Here is an 18,833-nt window from a genome sequence, read left to right as displayed (position 1 = left end):
GCCGTCTCCCCACATCTCCCCCGGCCGGGTGCGGGCGCCCCGGCTCGGCGGCCGCACGGCCCCAGCCCTCGCACACCCGCCCGTTCAACCGCTCTGAAGGGCCCCGATCCACCATGACCGACCACCACCAGACCTCATCCGGTGCGGTGTCCACACCCCCCGGCGCCGCGGACCTGCCCCCGGCGGCGTGGAACGCCACCGACCGTGCCGTCTCGCGCGCACCGCTCGGCGAGCTGTTCGCCGTATGGGCCGAGCGCACCCCGGACGCGCCGGCCCTGCTGGCGGACGACCGCGAGTGGTCCTTCGGCGAGGTCGAGGTCTGGGCGAACCGGCTGGCCCACCGCCTCATCGGGCAGGGCGTGGGCCCCGAGCGCGTGGTGGCCCTGGTGCTGCCCCGCTCCGCCGAACTGGTGGTGGCCGAGCTCGCGGTGGCGAAGGCCGGCGGGGCCTATCTGCCGATCGACCCGGCGCACCCCGAGGAGCGCCGCGCCATGATGCTGGCCGACGCCCGGCCGGTGGCCGTGCTGGACGACCCGCGGCTGATCCGGGAGGCGGCGGCCGGGGCCGGGCCCGACCACGCGCCCGGCGACGGGGACCGGCTCGGCCCGCTGCTCCCCGGGCACCCCGCGTATGTCATCTACACCTCCGGGTCCACGGGGGTGCCCAAGGGTGTGCTGGTGCCGCACGCCGGGCTGGGCAACTTCTCGGCCGCGGCCACGGCCCACTACCGGGTCCGGCCGGGCGACCGGGTGCTCCAGTTCTCCTCACCGAGTTTCGACGCCTCCGTGCTGGAGCTGTGCTCCTCCCTGCTCGCCGGGGCGGCGCTGGTGGTGCCCCCCGAGGGGCCCCTGCTGGGCGCCGAACTGGCCGCGGTGCTGCGGGAGCGGCGGGTCACCCATGCCCTGATCCCCCCGGCGGCGCTGGCCACCGTACCCCCGGAGGAGCTCCACGACGGGCTGCCCGGCCTCCGCACCGTGATCGTGGGCGCGGAGTCCTGCCCCGCCGATCTGGTGGACCTGTGGGCGCCGGGCCGGCGGCTGGTCAACTCCTACGGTCCGACGGAGGCCACGGTCGTGGCCACCTGGACGGACGCCCTGGCGGCGGGCTCCGGCGCCCCGCCGATCGGCCGTCCGCTGCCCAACACCCGGGTGTTCGTGCTGGACGGGGCGGCGCGGCCGGTGCCGGTCGGCACCACCGGTGAGCTGTGGATCAGCGGCGCCGGGGTGGCCCGCGGCTATCTCGACCGGCCGGGGCTGACCGCCGAGCGCTTCACCGCCTGCCCCTTCGGCCCGCCCGGCTCCCGGATGTACCGCACCGGCGATCTGGCCCGCTGGACCGCCGACGGTGCGCTGGAATTCCTCGGCCGGGCCGACCACCAGGTCGCGTTACGCGGCTTCCGCATCGAACTGGGCGAGGTGGAGGCCGCGCTGGCCCGGCATCCCGGGGTGGGCGCCGCCGTGGTCACCGTACGGGAGGACGAGCCCGGTCGGAAGCGGCTGGTCGGCTATGTGGTGCCGCCCAGCGGAGGGACTCCGCCGAGGGTCGCGGAGGTGCGGGCCGCGGCGGCCCGGGTGCTGCCGGCGCATATGGTGCCGTCCGCGTATGTGGTGCTGGACGCGTTCCCCCTCACCCCGCACCGCAAGATCGACCGGCAGGCGCTGCCCGCCCCGCGCTCCGCGCCGGACGGCGACGTACGCCATGTCGCCCCGCGCACCCCGGCCGAGGAGACCCTGACCCGCATCTGGGCCGAGGTGCTGCCGGTGGACACCGTGGGCGTGACGGACGACTTCCTGGGCCTGGGCGGCGACTCCCTCCTCGGGGTGCGGCTGCTGGCCCGCGTCCGGGCCGAACTGGGCGTGGAGCTCTCGCTGCGCGACCTGCTCGACGCCGGGACGGTGGCGCGACTGGCCGGCCGGCTGCCCGCCGGGGCCGCCGGGGCCGCCGGCCCGTCCCAAGCGGGCGAGGCGGCAGAGGTGTCAGAGCAGCCGATCCCGCCCGCGCCGCGCGGGGGTCCGCTGCCGCTGTCCTCCGCCCAGCGGCGGCTGTGGTTCCTGGACGATCTGACCTCCGGCGGAACCGAGTACAACACCGGGGCCGGGCTGCGGCTCGACGGCCCGCTGGACCCGGCCGCGCTGCGCCGGGCGCTGGACCGGCTCGCCGCCCGCCACGACGCCCTGCGCACCACCTTCGCCACCGTGGACGGGCACGGTGTGCAGCGGGTGGCCGAGCACGGGACCGTCCCCCTGGACCGGATCGACCTCGGCGGGCATCCGGCGCGGCGGCGCGCCGAGACGCTGGAGCACACGCTGGCCGAGGAGCTGAGCCGCCCCTACGACCTTCAGCGGGGGCCGCTGACCAGGGCGCTGCTGATCCGGCTCGGCGACGCGGACCATGTCCTGCTGCTGGCGCAGCATCACATCGTCACCGACGGCTGGTCGGTCGGACTGCTGGTGCGCGAACTGGCCGCGCTCTACGCCGCCGAGGTGTCCGGAGACGATGCCGGGCTCCCCGGGCCCGCGCTCCAGTACCCGGACTTCGCGGTCTGGGAGCGGAGCCGCCCCGCCCACGCCCGCCAGGACGCCGACCTGGCGTACTGGCGGGACCGGCTCGCCGGGATGCAGACGCTGGAGCTGCCCACCGACCGGCCCCGGCCGCCGGTGCGCACCACGGCGGGCGCGGTGCACCGCCATGAGCTGCCCGCCGAGCTGTTGGCGGGGCTGGCCCGGCTCGGCAGGCAGCGGGACACCACACCGTTCACGCTGCTCGCGGCCGCCGTCGCGGTGCTGTTCGCCCGCTACTCGGGCCAGCGGGACATCGCCTTCGGCACCGTCACCGCCGGACGCCACCGCACGGAGCTGGAGTCGGTCGCCGGATTCTTCGTCAACACCCTGGTGCTGCGCGCCGACGTCGACGCGGACAGCACGGTCGAGCGGTTCCTGGACGCGATGCGCGAGACGGTGCTGGACGCCTTCGCCCATGACCGGCTGCCGTTCGAGCGGGTCGTCGAGGAGCTGGCCCCGCGCCGCGACCCCAGCCGCAATCCGCTGGTGCAGGCGCTGGTCGTCCAGCAGAGCGCCATGGTGCCCGCCCAGGAGGCGGCGGGTGTGCGGATCACCGAGCACCCGCTGCCGCGCCCCGCCGCGCGCTTCGACCTGGTGCTGGAGTTCTCGCCCCGCGACGACGGCTCGCTGGGGCTGACCGTCGAGTTCAACTCCGATCTGTTCGAGGCCGCCACGATCGAGCGGATGGCCGGGCATCTGCACCGGCTGCTGACCGCCATGGTGGCCGATCCGGGCGCCACCCTGGCCGAGCTGCGGATGCTGGCCGACGCCGAGTGGCATGCCCTGCTCGACGCCTGGAACGGACCCCACCAGCCGGCCGTCGAAACCACCTTGCCCGCTCTGTTCGCCGCCCAGGTGGTGCGGCGCCGCACGGCCACCGCCGTGACCTGCGGGGCGACCAGCCTCTCCTACGACGAGGTGAACCGGCGCGCCAACCGGCTGGCCCGGCTGCTGATCGCCCGGGGCGCCGGTCCCGAGCGGCTGGTGGCCCTGGCCCTGCCCCGCTCGGCCGAGCTCGCCGTCGTCCTGCTGGCGGTGCTCAAGGCGGGCGCCGGATATCTGCCGGTGGACCCCGGCTATCCGGCCGAGCGCATCGCGCTCATGCTGGCCGACGCCGCGCCCTCGACGATCCTCACCACCACCGGGGCGGCCGGCGCGCTGCCCGCCGACGCCGAACGGCTGGTGCTGGACGACCCGGCGGTCCGCGCCGAGCTGGACGGCCTCGCGGACGGCGACCTCACCGACGCCGAACGGACCCGTCCGCTGCACCCGGCCCATCCCGCGTACGTCATCTACACCTCGGGGTCGACCGGCCGGCCGAAGGGCGTGGTGGCCACCCACCGCGGTGTGGCGGGGCTCGCGGCCTGGGCCGAGGCGGAGTTCGGGCAGGAGGGGCTGACCGATGTGGTCGCCGCCACCTCACTCAACTTCGATGTGTCGGTGTTCGAGATCCTCTGCCCCTTGCTGGCCGGCGGCAGCGTCGAAGTGGTGCGGGACCTGCTCGCCCTCACCGACCCCGAGGGGCGGCCGCGGGCGAAGGGGCTGCTCAGCGGGGTGCCCTCGGTGTTCTCCCGGCTGCTGGGCGAGGACCCCTCGGCGGCCGCGGCCCGGACCGTCGTGCTGGCGGGCGAGGCGCTGCCCGCGCAGACCGTACGGGACATCCGCCGGGCCGTGCCGTCCTGCCGGATCGCCAATCTGTACGGGCCGACCGAGGCGACGGTGTACGCCACCGCCTGGTTCTGCGACGGCGAGGCGCCGCCGCAGGCCCCGCCGATCGGCCGGCCGGTCGCGGGCGCCCGCGCCTACGTCCTGGACCCCACCCTCCGGCTGGTGCCGCCCGGGGTGACCGGTGAGCTGTATCTGGGCGGGCAGGGCCTGGCCCGGGGCTATCTGCGGCGGCCCGGTCTGACCGCCCGGCGGTTCGTCGCCGACCCCTTCGGGCCGCCCGGCAGCCGGATGTACCGCACCGGCGACCTGGTCCGCTGGACCGCCGACGGTGCGTTGGAGTACCTGGGCCGGGCCGATGACCAGGTGAAGATCCGCGGCTTCCGCATCGAACTGGGCGAGGTGGAGACGGCGCTGCTGCGCCACCCCGACATCGCCGAGGCGGCCGCGGTGGCCCGCGAGACGGACGGTCACCAGCGGCTGATCGCCTATGTGGTGGCCGCCGCCGGCACCGCACCGGACCCGGCGGGGCTGCGGCGGTTCCTGCGGCGTTCGCTGCCCGACTACATGGTGCCCGCGGCCGTCCTGGTCCTGGAGCGGATGCCGCTGGGCCCCAACGGCAAGCTGGACCGCGGCCGGCTGCCCGAACCGGACTGGACCGAGGCCGCGGCACCGGGCTATGTGGCGCCCCGGACCGCCACCGAGCGGACCCTGGCCACGGTCTGGGCGCGGGTCCTGCGGGTGGCGCGGGTGGGGGTGGAGGACAACTTCTTCTCCCTCGGCGGCGATTCGATCCTCAGCATCCAGCTGGTCTCCCAGGCCCGGCGGGCCGGCCTCGCGGTCACCTCGCGCGATGTCCACCGCCACCAGACGGTCGCCGCGCTGGCCCTGCACCTGGACACCACCGCGGCCCCGGCCGGGCGGCCCGGCTCCGACGGGGACGCGAGGGCCACCGGTGAGCTGCCGCTGACCCCGATCCAGCACTGGCTGTTCACCCGCGACCCCGAGCGGGCCGGGCACTTCAACCAGACGATCTCCCTGGTGCTGCCCGAGGACCTGGACGAGGACGCGCTGCGCCACGCCCTGGACGCGCTGGTGGCCCACCATGACGCCCTGCGCTCCCGGTTCCACCGGCGGGGCGACGGCTGGTACCAGCGGATCGAGGAGGCGGGGGCCGTCCGCGTACCGCTTATGACCGGCGGCGCGCATCTGGGCGGCTTCGACCTGGCCGAGGGGCCGCTGATGCGCGCGGTGCTCGACCGGGGCGCAGGGCAACGGCCGGTTCTCCACCTCACCGTCCACCACGCGGTGGTGGACGGGGTGTCCTGGCGCGTGCTGCTGGAGGACCTGAGCAACGCCTACGGCGCCCGCCGGCAGGGGGCCGAAACCGAGGAAGCCGGCGCCGAGGAGGCCGAAACCGAGGGAGCCGGGGCCGACGGGGCCGGGCTTCCGCCCAAGTCCTCCCCGCTGCGCCACTGGGCGCTGCGGCTGAACGCCCACGCCCGAGGCGGGGGGTTCGCCGACGAGGAGGCGTACTGGACCGGCCCGGCCGGGGCCGGTGACCCCTCGCTGCCGACGGACCGCCAGGGGGCCAACACCTATGCCTCGGCCCGGTCGGTCACCGTCCGGCTCGGCCCGGACCAGACGGCCACGCTGCTCCAGACGCTGCCCGAGGTCTACCGGACACAGGCGAACGACGTGCTGCTGAGCGCGCTGGCCCGGGTGCTGCACCGCTGGACCGGACGGGACCGGGTCCCGGTGGACGTGGAGGGCCACGGCCGCGAGGAACTCTTCGCGGACCTGGACCTCTCCCGTACGGTCGGCTGGTTCACCACCCGCTTCCCGGTGGCGCTCGACCTGCCGGAGGGCGGCTGGGGCGAGGTGCTGAAGTCCGTCAAGGAGCAGATGCGGGCCGTGCCGCGGCGCGGTCTGGGCTACGGGGTGCGGCGCCATCTGCTCGGCGGCGCGGGCCTGGCCGACGGTCCCACGGCCGGGATCAGCTTCAACTACCTCGGCCGGTTCGAGCCGCCGGGCGGTGACGACGGGCTCTTCCGCGGCCTTGCCCGGGAACTGTCCCTGGACGCCGACCCGGCCGCGGCGCGCCCGCATCCGCTGGAGGTGGTGGGCCGGGTCGAGGACGGCGTCCTGGTCTTCACCTGGTTCTACTCACAGAACCTGCACCGGGCGGAGACGGTCGGGCGGCTCGCCGAGGAGTTCCGCGCGGCGCTGTGCGAGATCGCCCGGCACGGCAGCGCGCCCGGCGCGGGCGGCCGCACCCCCTCCGACTTCCCGCTCGCCGCCCTCGACCAGGCCACCGTGGACCGGCTGGCGGGGGACGGCAGCACGGTGGAGGACATCTACCCGCTCACCCCCACCCAGGCGGGCATGCTGTTCCACTCCCTGGCCCAGGACGACCGGCGCGCCTACGTCCAGCAGCTCACCTTCGTCCTGGACGGGGTGCCCGATCCGGCGGCGCTGGCCGCGGCCTGGCAGCGGGTCGCCGACGCAACGCAGGTGCTGCGCGCCCGCGCGGTGTGGGACGGGGTGCCCGAGCCGGTCCAGGTGGTGGAGCGCGGGGCCCGGATCCCGGTGACCCTGCTCGACTGGCGCCGGCTGTCCGGACCGGACGAGCGGCGGGAGCGCTTGCGCAGATTCCTCGCCGCGGACCGGGAGCGCGGTGTGGACCTGGCCACCGCACCGCTGACGCGGCTGGCGCTGGCCCGTCTGTCGGACACCGAGGTCCAGGTGGTGTGGACCTTCCACCATCTGATCCTGGACGGCTGGAGCCTCTTCCAGGTGCTCTCCGACGTCTTCCACTGCCACGCTCGCGCGCGCGAGGGCGTGTCCGGCCCGGCCATGGCCTCCGATCTGCCCGGCCGCCGCCCGTTCGGCGACTATGTGGCGTGGCTGCGGGAGCGCGACGAGGTCCGGGCCGAGGAGCACTGGCGGGCCCGGCTCGCCGGCCTCACCGAGCCCACCCCGCTGCCGTACGACCGGGAGCCCACCGAGACCCACCGCGCCGAGTCCACCGAGGGCCTCCGCGTCACCCTGTCCGCCGACACCACCCGCCGGCTGGGCGCCCTGGCCCGGGGCGCGGGGCTCACCCTGAACACCGTGGTGCAGGGGGCGTGGGCGCTGCTGCTGGCCCGGCAGTCCGGCCGCGACGACGTCGTCTTCGGGACCACGGTCTCCGGGCGGCCCCCGGAGCTTTTGGGCGTGGAGTCGATGAACGGACTGTTCATCACGACCGTGCCGACCCGGCTCACGGTGCCGGCCGGTGCCACCCTCACGGCGTGGCTGAGCGCGGTGCAGGCCGGGCAGACCGAGGACCGGCGGTTCGACTTCGTGCCGCTCACCCGGCTGCGGTCCTTCACCGGTCTGCCCGAGCGGGTGAACCTCTTCGACTCCCTCGTGGTCTTCGAGAACTATCCGGTCGGCGGGGACCTCGCCGCCGCGCACGGCCTCGCCCTGCGGGAGCTGGAAGGCGTGGAGACCACCAACTACCCGCTGTCCCTGGTGGTCTACCCCGGTGCGGAGCTGGGCCTGCGGCTCGGCTACGACCCGGCGCTGTTCCAGGAGGCCACCGTCCGGCGGATGGCGGAGCAGCTGACGGTGGTGCTGACGGCCATGGCCGACGGCCCGGACCGGGCGCCCGCGCGGCTGCCGATGCTCACCCCCGAACGCCGCCGCCAGGTGCTCCACGAGTGGAACGACACCGCCGTCCCGCTGACCGAGGCCACGGTGGCCGGGCTGTTCGCCGACCGGGTGCGGTGCGCGCCGGACGCGACGGCCCTGGACGGCGCGGACGGCCCGGTGAGCTACCGGGAGCTGGATGCGCGCGCCAACCGGCTGGCCCACCGGCTCGTCGCACACGGCGTCGGACCGGAGCGCCCGGTGGCCGTGCTGATGGACCGGTCCGTGGCACTGGTGGTGGCGCTGCTGGCGGTCGTCAAGGCCGGCGGGGTGTACGTACCGCTGGACACCCGCGCCCCCGGGGACCGGCTGCGCGGGGTGCTGGCGGAGGCGGGAGCGGAGGTGCTGCTGACCGACCGGGCCTGGCAGCGCACGGCGGCGGACATCGCGGCCGCCGGGCGGACCCTGGTGGTGGAGTCCGGCGGCGGAGGCGACGACGACGGCCCGTCGCGGCCGCCGCACGTGGCGCTCTCCCCCGACAACGCCCTGTACCTGATGTTCACCTCCGGCTCCACCGGGCGGCCCAAGGGGGTCGCGGTGCGCCACCGCGATGTGACCGCCCTCGTCGCGGACCGCGCGTTCGCGGCCCACGACCGGGTGCTGGTGCACTCGCCCCAGGCGTTCGACGCCTCCACCTATGAGCTGTGGGTGCCGCTGCTGCGCGGCGGCCGGGCGGTGCTGGCGCCCGCCGGGGAGCTGGACGCGGACACCGTGCGCCGGGCGATCGGGGTGCACAAGGTGAGCTGCCTGTGGCTGACCGCGGGGCTGTTCCGGCTGCTCGCGCAGGAGGCGCCGGACTGTCTGCGGGGCGCCCGGGAGGTGTGGACCGGCGGTGAGGCGGTGCCCGCCGCCGCGGTGCGCCGGGTGCTCGCGGCCTGCCCGGAGCTGACGGTGGTGGACGGCTACGGGCCCACCGAGACCACGACGTTCGCCACCCGGCGCCCGTTCCGCGCCGGGGAGGAGCTGCCACCCGCGCTGCCCATCGGACGGCCGCTGGACAACACCCGCGTCTACGTCCTCGACGGCGCCCTCCAGCCGCAACCGCCCGGCATCCCCGGGGAGTTGCACATCGCGGGCGCCGGGGTGGCGCGCGGCTACCACGGCCGCCCCGGCGCCACCGCCGAGCGGTACCTGGCCGATCCGTACGGGCCGCCCGGCTCCCGGATGTACCGCACCGGGGACATCGTGGCCTGGACCGACGGCGGTGAACTGCGCTTCGTGGGCCGCGCCGACGACCAGCTGAAGGTCCGGGGCTTCCGTATCGAGCCGGGGGAGATCGAGACCGCGCTGGCCCGCCACGAGGCCGTGGCGGAGGCGGTCGTGACGCTCTCCCGCGCGGGCGGGCGCGCGCTGCTGACCGGCTATGTGGTGCCGGCCGGCGGGGGCGCGCCGCCCGGGGCCGAGGAGCTGCGGTCCTTCCTGGGCGCTGTGCTGCCGGACTACATGGTGCCCGCGGTGTTCGTCACCCTCGACGCGCTGCCGCTCACCCGCAACGGCAAGGTGGACCGCCGCCGGCTGCCCGCGCCCGATCCGGCGGCCGGGACGGCGCGGTACGTGGCGCCCCGTACCGATGCCGAGCGGGCCCTCGCGGAGATCTGGGGCACCCTGCTGGGCCGGGAGCGGATCGGCGCGGAGGACGACTTCTTCCAGCTGGGCGGGGATTCGATCCTCAGCATCCAGGTGGCCTCCCGCGCCCGGCAGGCGGGGCTGGCCCTCACCCCCCGGGAGCTGTTCCGGCACCCCACCATCGCCTCGCTCGCCGCCGTCGCCACCCCCACCGCGCCACCCGCCGCCGACACCGGACCGGTGACCGGCGAGCTGCCGCTCACCCCGATCCAGCACTGGTTCCTCGCCATGCGGCCGGGCCGGCCCGGCCACTTCAACCAGTCCGTGGTCGTCGAACTGCACCGGGACCCGGACCCCGGTGCGCTCCGCGCGGCGCTGGAGGCGCTGCTGGTCCACCATGACGCGCTGCGGACGCGGTTCACGCCCGGCGCGGACGGGAGCCTGCGCCCGTACTGCCCGGCGCCGGACCCGGCGGCCCCGGCGCCCCTGCGGGAGTACGACCTGTCGGGGCTGGGCGCGCGGGAGCGGCGGGCCGCCGAGGACGCGGCGATGGCCGAGGCGCAGGCCGGGTTCGACCTGGCGCGGGGACCGCTGCTGGCCGCGCGGCTGTTCCGGTCCGGAGCGGGGCGGCGGCCCACGCTCTTCCTGACCGCCCACCACCTGGTGGTGGACGGGGTCTCCTGGCGGGTGCTGCTGGAGGATCTGAACACCGCCTACCAGCAGGTGCTCGCGGGCGGACGGGCCGACCTCGGCCCCCGCACCACCTCGGTGCGCGACTGGTCGCGGCGGCTGGCCGCACACACCGCCGCCGGCGGTTTCGACGCCGAACTCCCCCACTGGCGGGCGGTGGCGCAGGAGTGCGCGGCGCGGCTACCCCTGGACGGCGACGGCGAGGGGGACAACACGGTGGCGTCCATGGCGTCGGTCACCGTCCGGCTGGACCGGGAGCGGACCGACGCCCTGCTGCGGCAGGTCCCCGGGGTCTACCGCACCCGGGTGGACGACGTGCTGCTCGCCGCGCTGGGCCGGGTGCTCGGCCACTGGACCGGGCGGCGCCGGGTCGCCGTGGACCTGGAGGGCCACGGCCGGGAGGAGCATCTGCTGGACGGGGTGGACCTGTCCCGCACCGTCGGCTGGTTCACCAGCCTGTATCCGGTCGCCCTCGACCTGCCCGAGGACGGCGGCTGGGGCGAGACGCTGAAGTCCGTCAAGGAACAGCTGCGGGCGGTGCCGGCCCGCGGCATCGGCTACGGCGCGCTGCGCCATCTGGCCCCGGCCTCGGGGCTCGGGGAGGCGGCGGAGCCCGGCATCAGCTTCAACTACCTCGGGCAGTTCGACTGGGCGGCCGGTGCGGACACCGGTCTGGTCCGCACCGTACGCGGCGGGCTGGGCGGTGACGCCGCGCCCGACACCGTCCGGGCGCATCTGCTGGACGTGGTGGGCCGGGTGGAGCGGCGGTGCCTGGAGATCACCTGGTACTACGGCACGGGGACGCACACCGAGGAGACGGTGACCGGGCTGGCGCGGGCCATGCTCGGCGCCCTGGAGGAGATCATCGGCCACTGCGCCGGCCCCGCGGCCGGCGGCCGTACCCCGTCGGACTTCCCGCTGGCCCGGCTGGACCAGGCGGCGGTGGACCGGATCGCCGGCGACGGCCGGGCCGTCGAGGACATCTATCCGCTGACCCCGATGCAGGCCGGGATGCTGTTCCACGGGCTGATGGAGCCGGCGTCGGACGCCTATGTCAACCAGGTCCAGCTGACGCTGACCGGGGTGGGCGATCCACGGGCGCTGGACACCGCGTGGCGGCGCACGGTGGCCGCCAACCCCATCCTGCGCACCCGTCTGGTGTGGGCGGACACCCCGGAGCCGCTCCAGGTCGTGATGGGCCGGGCGGCCCCCCGGATCGTCCACCACGACTGGAGGCGGCGGCCCGAGGAGTGGCGCGAGGCCGAGCTGCGCCGTCTGCTCGACCAGGACCGGGCCGAGGGGATCGACCTGGCCACCGCGCCGCTGATGCGGCTGGCGCTGATCCGGCTGTCCGCCGAGGAGGTGCGGATCGTCTGGACCTTCCACCATGTGCTGCTCGACGGCTGGAGCGCGGCGCAGGTCTTCGACGAGGTGTGCGAGCGATACGCGGCGCTCACCGCGGGCCGGACGCCGGTGGTGCCCGCCCGGCGTCCGTTCCGCGAGTACCTCGGCTGGCTCGGCGAGCAGGACACCGCGGAGGCCGAGCGGTACTGGCGTACGGCGCTGGCGGGGTTCACCTCGCCCACCGGGCTGCCGTGGGACCGGCCCCCGTCGGGGGCGCACCGCAGCGCCTCGTCGGGCTCGCACCGGGTCACTCTCGGCGCCGAGGAGTCCGCCCGGCTGCGGACGGCCGCGCGGCGGGCCGGGCTGACCATGAACACGGTGGTGCAGGGCGCCTGGGCGCTGCTGCTGTCCCGGTACGGCGGGACCGACGACGTGTGCTTCGGCACCACCGTCTCGGGGCGGCCGGCCGCGCTGCCGGGCGTCGAGTCCATGGTCGGGGTGTTCATCAACACCGTCCCCACCCGGGTGCGGGTGGCGGGCGGCAGTCCGCTGCTCCCGTGGCTGCGGGAGCTCCAGTCGGCGCAGTCCGAGGCCCGGCTCTTCGACTTCGTGTCCCTGGCCCAGCTGGGCGGCTGGAGCGAGGTGCCCGGCGGGGTGAACCTCTTCGACTCCATCGTGGTCTTCGAGAACTACCCGTTCGACGGCGAGGCCATCGCGGCGCACGGCCTGGGCCTGCGGCAGGAGCGGGACCTGGAGCCCACCAGCTATCCGCTCAGCGTGGTGGTGGCGCCCGAGGAGCGGCTGTCGATCTCGCTGGACTACGACCCGGCGGCCTTCAACGCCCCGACGATCGAGCGGCTGGGCGGCTGTCTGCGGGAGCTGCTGGAGCAGATGGCGGCCGGTCCGGAGCGCCGGCTGGACGAACTGCCGCTGATCGGCGAGGCCGCTGCGCGCGCGATCCTCGAGGAGTTCAGCGGCCCGGTCGCGGCCGCGCCGCACACGGTGCTGCCCGCGCTCTTCGAGGCGCGGGCGGCCGGTACCCCGGACGCGGTGGCGGTGCTGGGCGACGGCGGACCGCTGACCTACCGGGAGCTGAACGAGCGCGCCAACCGGCTCGCCCGGCTGCTGATCGCCTCGGGCGCCGGCCCGGAGCGCTTCGTGGCCCTGGCGCTGCCGCGCACACCTCAGCTGGTGGTGGCCGTGCTGGCGGTGCTCAAGAGCGGGGCGGCCTATCTCCCGGTCGACCCGGCGTATCCGGCCGAGCGCATCGCCTTCATGCTGGGCGACATCGCCCCGGACACGGTGGTGACCACCGGGGAGTCGGCGGACCGCGTGCCCGCCGGGCCGGGCGGCCGGATCCTGCTGGACGGCGCGGAGTGCGGCCGGCGGCTGGCGCGGCTGCCGGCCGGGGACGTCGGCGACGCCGAGCGGCGCGGCCCGCTGGACCCCGGCCATCCGGCGTACGTCATCCACACCTCGGGGTCGACGGGGGTGCCCAAGGGCGTCGTGATCACCCATCGGAGCGTGGCCGCGCTGGCCGCCTGGGCACGGGAGGAGTTCGGCGCCCAGGGGCTCGCCCATGTGGTGGCCTCGACCTCGCTCAACTTCGACGTGTCGGTCTTCGAGATCCTCTGCCCGCTGCTGGCCGGCGGCTCCGTCGAGATCGTCCGTGATCTGCTCACCCTGGCCGAGCGCACGCAACCCTGGACGGCGAGCCTGATCAGCGCCGTGCCCTCGGCGCTCGGGCAGGTGCTCGGCAAGGGGTCGGTGGCGGTGCGGGCCGGCACCGTGGTGCTGGCGGGCGAGGGGCTCGCCGCCCGCACCGTCCAGGAGGTCCGCGCGGCCGTCCCCGGCTGCCGGGTGGCGAACATCTACGGCCCCACCGAGGCGACCGTCTACGCCACCGCGTGGATTTGTGACCCCGCCGACCCCGACCGCACCCCGCCCATCGGCGCCCCGGTCGCGGCCACCCGCGCCTACGCCCTGGACGCGCGGCTGCGGCCGGTACCGGTCGGTGTGCCGGGCGAGCTGTATCTGGCCGGGCCGGGCCTGGCCCGGGGCTACTTCGGCCGGCCGGGGCTCACCGCGCAGCGGTTCACCGCCGATCCGTACGGCCCCGCGGGCAGCCGGATGTACCGCACCGGCGACCTGGTCCGCTGGGACGAGCGGGGGCAGCTGGAGTACCTCGGCCGGACCGACGACCAGGTCAAGGTGCGCGGTTTCCGGATCGAGCTGGGCGAGGTGGAGGCGGCGCTGGCGCGCCACCCCGATGTCGCCGAGGCGGCCGCGGCCGTGGTGGAGACCGATGGTCACAAGCGCCTGGCCGGCTATGTGGTGCGGGCCCCCGGCTCGGCACCGGTGGACACCGCCGCGCTCCGCGCGTTCCTCGCCACCGGCCTGCCGGACCACCTGGTCCCCTCGGCCGTGGTCGTGCTGGACCGGCTGCCGCTGGGGCCGAGCGGCAAGCTGGACCGGCGGGCGCTGCCCGCACCCGTCTGGTCGGCCCCCGCCGCCGGCCATGTGGAGCCGCGTACGGAGACCGAGAAGGCCCTCGCCGCCATCTGGGCGGAGGTCCTCGGGGTGGAGCGGGTCGGCGTGGAGGACAACTACTTCACCCTCGGCGGCGATTCCATCCTCAGCATCCAGATCGTCTCCGCCGCCCGCCGGGCCGGGATCGAGCTGACCCCGCGCCACCTGTTCGTCCACCAGACCGTGGCGGACCTGGCCGCGGCCACATCGGCGGCACCGGCCGCGGCGGCCGCGCACGAGCAGGGCCCGGTGGTCGGGGAGGTGCCGCTGACCCCGATCCAGCGCTGGCTCTTCGAGCGGCTGCCCGAGGCGCCGGAGCACTTCACCCAGTCGGTCACGGCCGAGCTGACCGCGCCGGTGGACGAGGGAGCGCTGCGCACCGCCCTGGCCACGGTGCTGACCCACCACGACGCCCTGCGGCTGCGCTTCGAGCGGACCGGGGACGGCGCGGTGCGCCAGTACAACGCCCCGCCGGACGCCGAGGAACCGGCGCTCGACGTCCACGACCTGTCCTCGGTGCCGCCGGGGCGGCGGGACGCGGTGCTGCGGGAGACGGCCGGGCGGATGCGGGCCGGATTCGACCTGGCCGTAGGACCGCTGCTGCGCGCGGCGCTCTTCACCCGCGGCGAGGGAAACCGGCCCGTGCTGCTGCTGACGGCCCACCACCTGGTGGTCGACGCGGTCTCCTGGCGCATCGTGCTGGAGGACCTGGACACCGCCTACCGGCGCCTCGTGGCGGGCCGGGCCGCCGAGCCGGGCCCCAAGACCACGTCGTTCCGCACCTGGGCGCGGCGCTTGAGCGACCACACCGCCGCCGGGGGCTTCGACGCCGAACGCGACCACTGGGCGGCCTGCCACGTCCCCACCGACCTCCCCACGGACGGGGCGGGGCCCAACACCGCGGCCTTCGAGGAGGAGGTGACCGTCTCACTCGGTGCCGAGGAGACCCGGGCACTGCTGCGGGAGGTGCCGGGCGCGTATCTGACCCGGGTCAACGACGTCCTGCTGTGCGCCCTGGGGCGGGTGCTCGCCCGCTGGACCGGCCGGGACCGGGTGGCGGTGACCCTGGAGGGGCACGGCCGGGAGGAGATCGCCGAGGGGGTCGATCTGTCCCGTACGGTCGGCTGGTTCACGACCATGTTCCCCGTCGTCCTGGAGGCGCCCGCCGACGGGGAGCTGGAGCGGACGCTGAAGGCCGTCAAGGAGCGGCTGCGGGCGGTTCCGGGGAACGGCCTGGGCTACGGGGCGCTGCGCCATCTGTCCGGCGCGGCCCCCGCCGGCCTGCCCGCCGAACCGAGGATCAGCTTCAACTACCTCGGGCAGCAGGACTGGGAGCCGCCCGCGCCGGGTGGTCTGCTGCACGCCCTGACCGGCGGTCTGGAGGGCGATATGAGCCCGCGGGCGCCCCGGCCGCATCTGCTCGATGTGGTCGGCCGGGTGACCGACCGGCGGCTCGAGCTGAGCTGGTCCTACTCCCGGTCGCTGCACCGGCGCGCCACGGTGCGCCGGCTCGCCGAGGAGATGGTGGCGGAGCTGCGGGCGATCGTGGCGCTGTGCACCCGCCCCAGCGCGGGCGGACGGACGCCCTCGGACTTCCCGCTGGCCGCCCTGGACCAGGAGACCGTCGACCGGCTGGCGGGCGACGGCCGGGACGTGGCCGAGATCCATCCGCTGACCCCGACCCAGGCCGGGCTGGTCTTCCACGCACTGGCCCAGCGCGACCAGGGGCTCTATGTGGAGCAGGCGACCTTCGTGCTGGACGGGGTGGGCGACCTGGGCGTGCTGGCCGCCGCCTGGCGGCACGTCGTGGACCGCACCCCGGTGCTGCGCGGCGAGGTGGTGGTGCACGGGGTGACCGAGCCGCTGATGATCGTGCGCCGCACCGCGGCCGTACCGGTCGAGGAACTCGACTGGAGCGGCCTCGGCGAGGACGAGCGGACGGCCGCGCTGGAGCGGCTGCTGGATCAGGACCGCGCCCGGGGGATCGATCTCACCGCGGCCCCGCTGCTCCGCGTCACCCTGGTCCGGCTCTCCCCCGCCGAGGTGCGGGTGGTGTGGACCTTCCACCATGTGCTGCTGGACGGGTGGAGCGTCTTCCAGGTGCTCGGCGACGTCTTCGCCGCCCATGCCGCCCTGGCCGCCGGGGAGCGCCCGAGGCTGCCGGGCCGCCGGCCGTTCGCGGACTACGTGGCCTGGCTGGGCCGTCAGGACCGGACGCGGGCCGAGGCGCACTGGCGGCGGGTCCTGGCGGGCTTCACCACCCCCACTCCGCTCCCCTACGACCGCAGGCCGGCGCCGGAGCCGGCCACCCGGTCCTCCCGGTGGCTCTCGCACCGGCTCGGTGAGCGGGACACCGCCGCCCTTACGGACTTCGCCCGACGGCACCGGCTCACGCTCAACACCGTCGTGCAGGGCGCCTGGGCGCTGCTGATCTCCCGGCTGAGCGGCGAGTCGGACATCTGCTTCGGGGCGACGGTCTCCGGGCGGCCGACGGAGCTGCCGGGCGCGGACGACATCACCGGCATCTTCATCAATACCCTCCCGGTGCGCTGCACGGTGCCGGACACGGTGGGCACGGCCGCCTGGCTGCGGGAGTTCCAGACCGAGCAGGCGGACGCGCGCGGCTTCGGCCATGTGTCGCTGGCCCAGCTCCAGGGCTGGAGCGAGGTGCCGGGCGGGGTGGACCTGTTCGAGAGCCTGGTGGTGTTCGAGAACTACCCCATCAACAGCGCCGCCGCGGCCGAGCACGGGCTGCGGGTGCGCGATCTGCACGCCCTGGAGTCCACCAACTACGCGCTGACCGTGGTGGTCTCGCCCGGATCGGAACTGTCCGTGGAACTCGGCTACGACCCGCGGCTGTTCGAGGAGTCCACCGCCGAGGCGCTCGCGGACCGGCTCCGCCATCTCCTCGGCGCGCTCGCCACGGCCGGCGACGACTCCCCGCCGGACCGGATCGACGTCCTCCCGGCCGCCGAGCGCCGCCGGCTCCTGGTGGACTGGAACGACACCGCCCGCCCGGTGCCCCACGCGACCCTGGCCGAACTCTTCGAGGCGGCGGCGGACCGCCGGCCCGACGCACCGGCGGTGGACTCCCCGGACCTGAGGCTGACCTACGCCGAGCTGGACGCCCGCGCCAACCGCCTCGCCCACCGCCTCATCCGGCGGGGCGTGGGCCCCGGGCGGATCGTCGCGCTGGTCCTGCCCCGGTCGGTGGAGTCCGTCGTCGCCCGGCTCGCGGTGGCCAAGGCCGGGGGCGGCTATCTGCCCATCGACCCCGACTACCCGGCCGAGCGCGTCGAGCTGATGCTCAAGGACTCCGCCCCGCACGTGGTGATCGAGCGGGCCGCCGAGATCCTGGCCCCGGACGAACCGGCCCACCGCCCCACGGACGCGGACCGCCCGCGCGCCGTCCACCCGGACGACCCGGCCTATGTGATCTACACCTCCGGGTCCACCGGAACCCCCAAGGGAGTGGTCGTCACCCACCGCGGCATCGCGAGCTTCGCCGCCGCCGAGGCCGAGCACTTCCGGGTGCGGCCGGGCGACCGGGTCCTGTCGTTCTCCTCGCCCGGCTTCGACGCCTCCGTCCTGGAGCTGTGCATGGCGCTGCCGTCCGGGGCCGCCCTGGTGGTGCCCGAGCCCGGTCCGCTACTGGGCGGCCATCTCGCGGACGTCCTGCGGCGGCAGCGGATCACCCACACCCTCATCCCGCCCGCCGCCCTGGCGACCCTGCCCGCCGGCACCGAACGGGAGCTGCCCGAGCTGCGGACGCTGATCGTCGGAGGGGACGCCTGCGGCGCGGAGCTCGCCGCCCGCTGGGCCCCGCACCACCGCATGATCAACGCGTACGGGCCCACCGAGACCACCGTGGTGGCCACCTGGTCCGAGCCGCTCGCCCCCGACGGCGCCCCGCCGCCGATCGGGCGGCCCCTCCCCAACACCCGTGTCCACCTGCTGGACGCGCGGCTGCGCCCGGTGCCGGTGGGCGTGCCCGGCGAGGTGTGGATCAGCGGCCCGTCGCTGGCCCGCGGCTATCTGGGCCGCCCCGGACTGACCGCGGCCCGCTTCATGGCCGACCCCTTCGGGCCGCCCGGCTCGCGGATGTACCGCACCGGCGACCTCGCCCGCTACGACGCCCGGGGCCGCCTGCACCACCTGGGGCGCGTCGACCACCAGCTCAAACTGCACGGCCATCGCATCGAGGCCGGTGAGGTGGAGACCGCCCTGTGCGGCCACCCCGCCGTCGCGGAGGCCGTGGTGACGGTGCGGGAGGACGAGCCCGGGGCGCGCCGGCTGGTGGCCCATCTGGTCCTCGTGCCCGGGGCGGGCGCCCCGGCCGACCCGGAGCTGCGCACCCATCTGGGCCGGACGCTTCCGGGCCCGATGGTCCCGTCGGCGTTCGTCGTGCTGGACCGGCTGCCGCTCACCGAGAACGGCAAGACCGACCGCGCGGCGCTGCCCGCGCCCGGCCCCGCCACCGTGCGCGCGCCGGCCGGCCACATCGCCCCGCGCACCCCGACCGAGGAGGTCCTCGCGGAGATCTGGTCGGAGGTGCTGGGGGTCACACCGGTCGGCGCGGAGGACGAGTTCTTCGCCCTGGGCGGTGACTCGGTGCGCAGTCTGCTGATCGCCTCCCGGGCCAAGGAGGCGTTCGCCGTCGACCTGACGCCCCGGGACATCCTGACCGCGCGCACCGTCTCCGCCCTCGCCGACCTGGTCGAGGAGCACATCCTGCGCGAACTCGAAGACGCCGCGCTCGGCGGCAGCGACCACGACGAACGGTGA

Annotated in this window: 1 protein-coding gene; it reads left to right on the top strand. The window is 75.8% G+C overall.

Going from position 1 to position 18,833, the window contains the following annotated elements; all coding sequences use genetic code 11:
* The first annotated feature begins 113 nt into the window (after positions 1-113).
* Positions 114-18,833 carry a non-ribosomal peptide synthetase gene (locus N6H00_RS35675; protein WP_268975993.1) on the top strand — a complete coding sequence of 6,240 codons (18,720 nt, stop codon included), beginning with the start codon at positions 114-116 and terminating at the stop codon, positions 18,831-18,833.

Origin of the sequence: Streptomyces sp. S465, from assembly GCF_026898115.1 — a bacterium.
GTDB lineage: Bacteria > Actinomycetota > Actinomycetes > Streptomycetales > Streptomycetaceae > Streptomyces > Streptomyces luomodiensis.
Note: the sequence above shows the minus strand (reverse complement) of the source record. Positions and strands in the feature narration are given on the sequence as shown.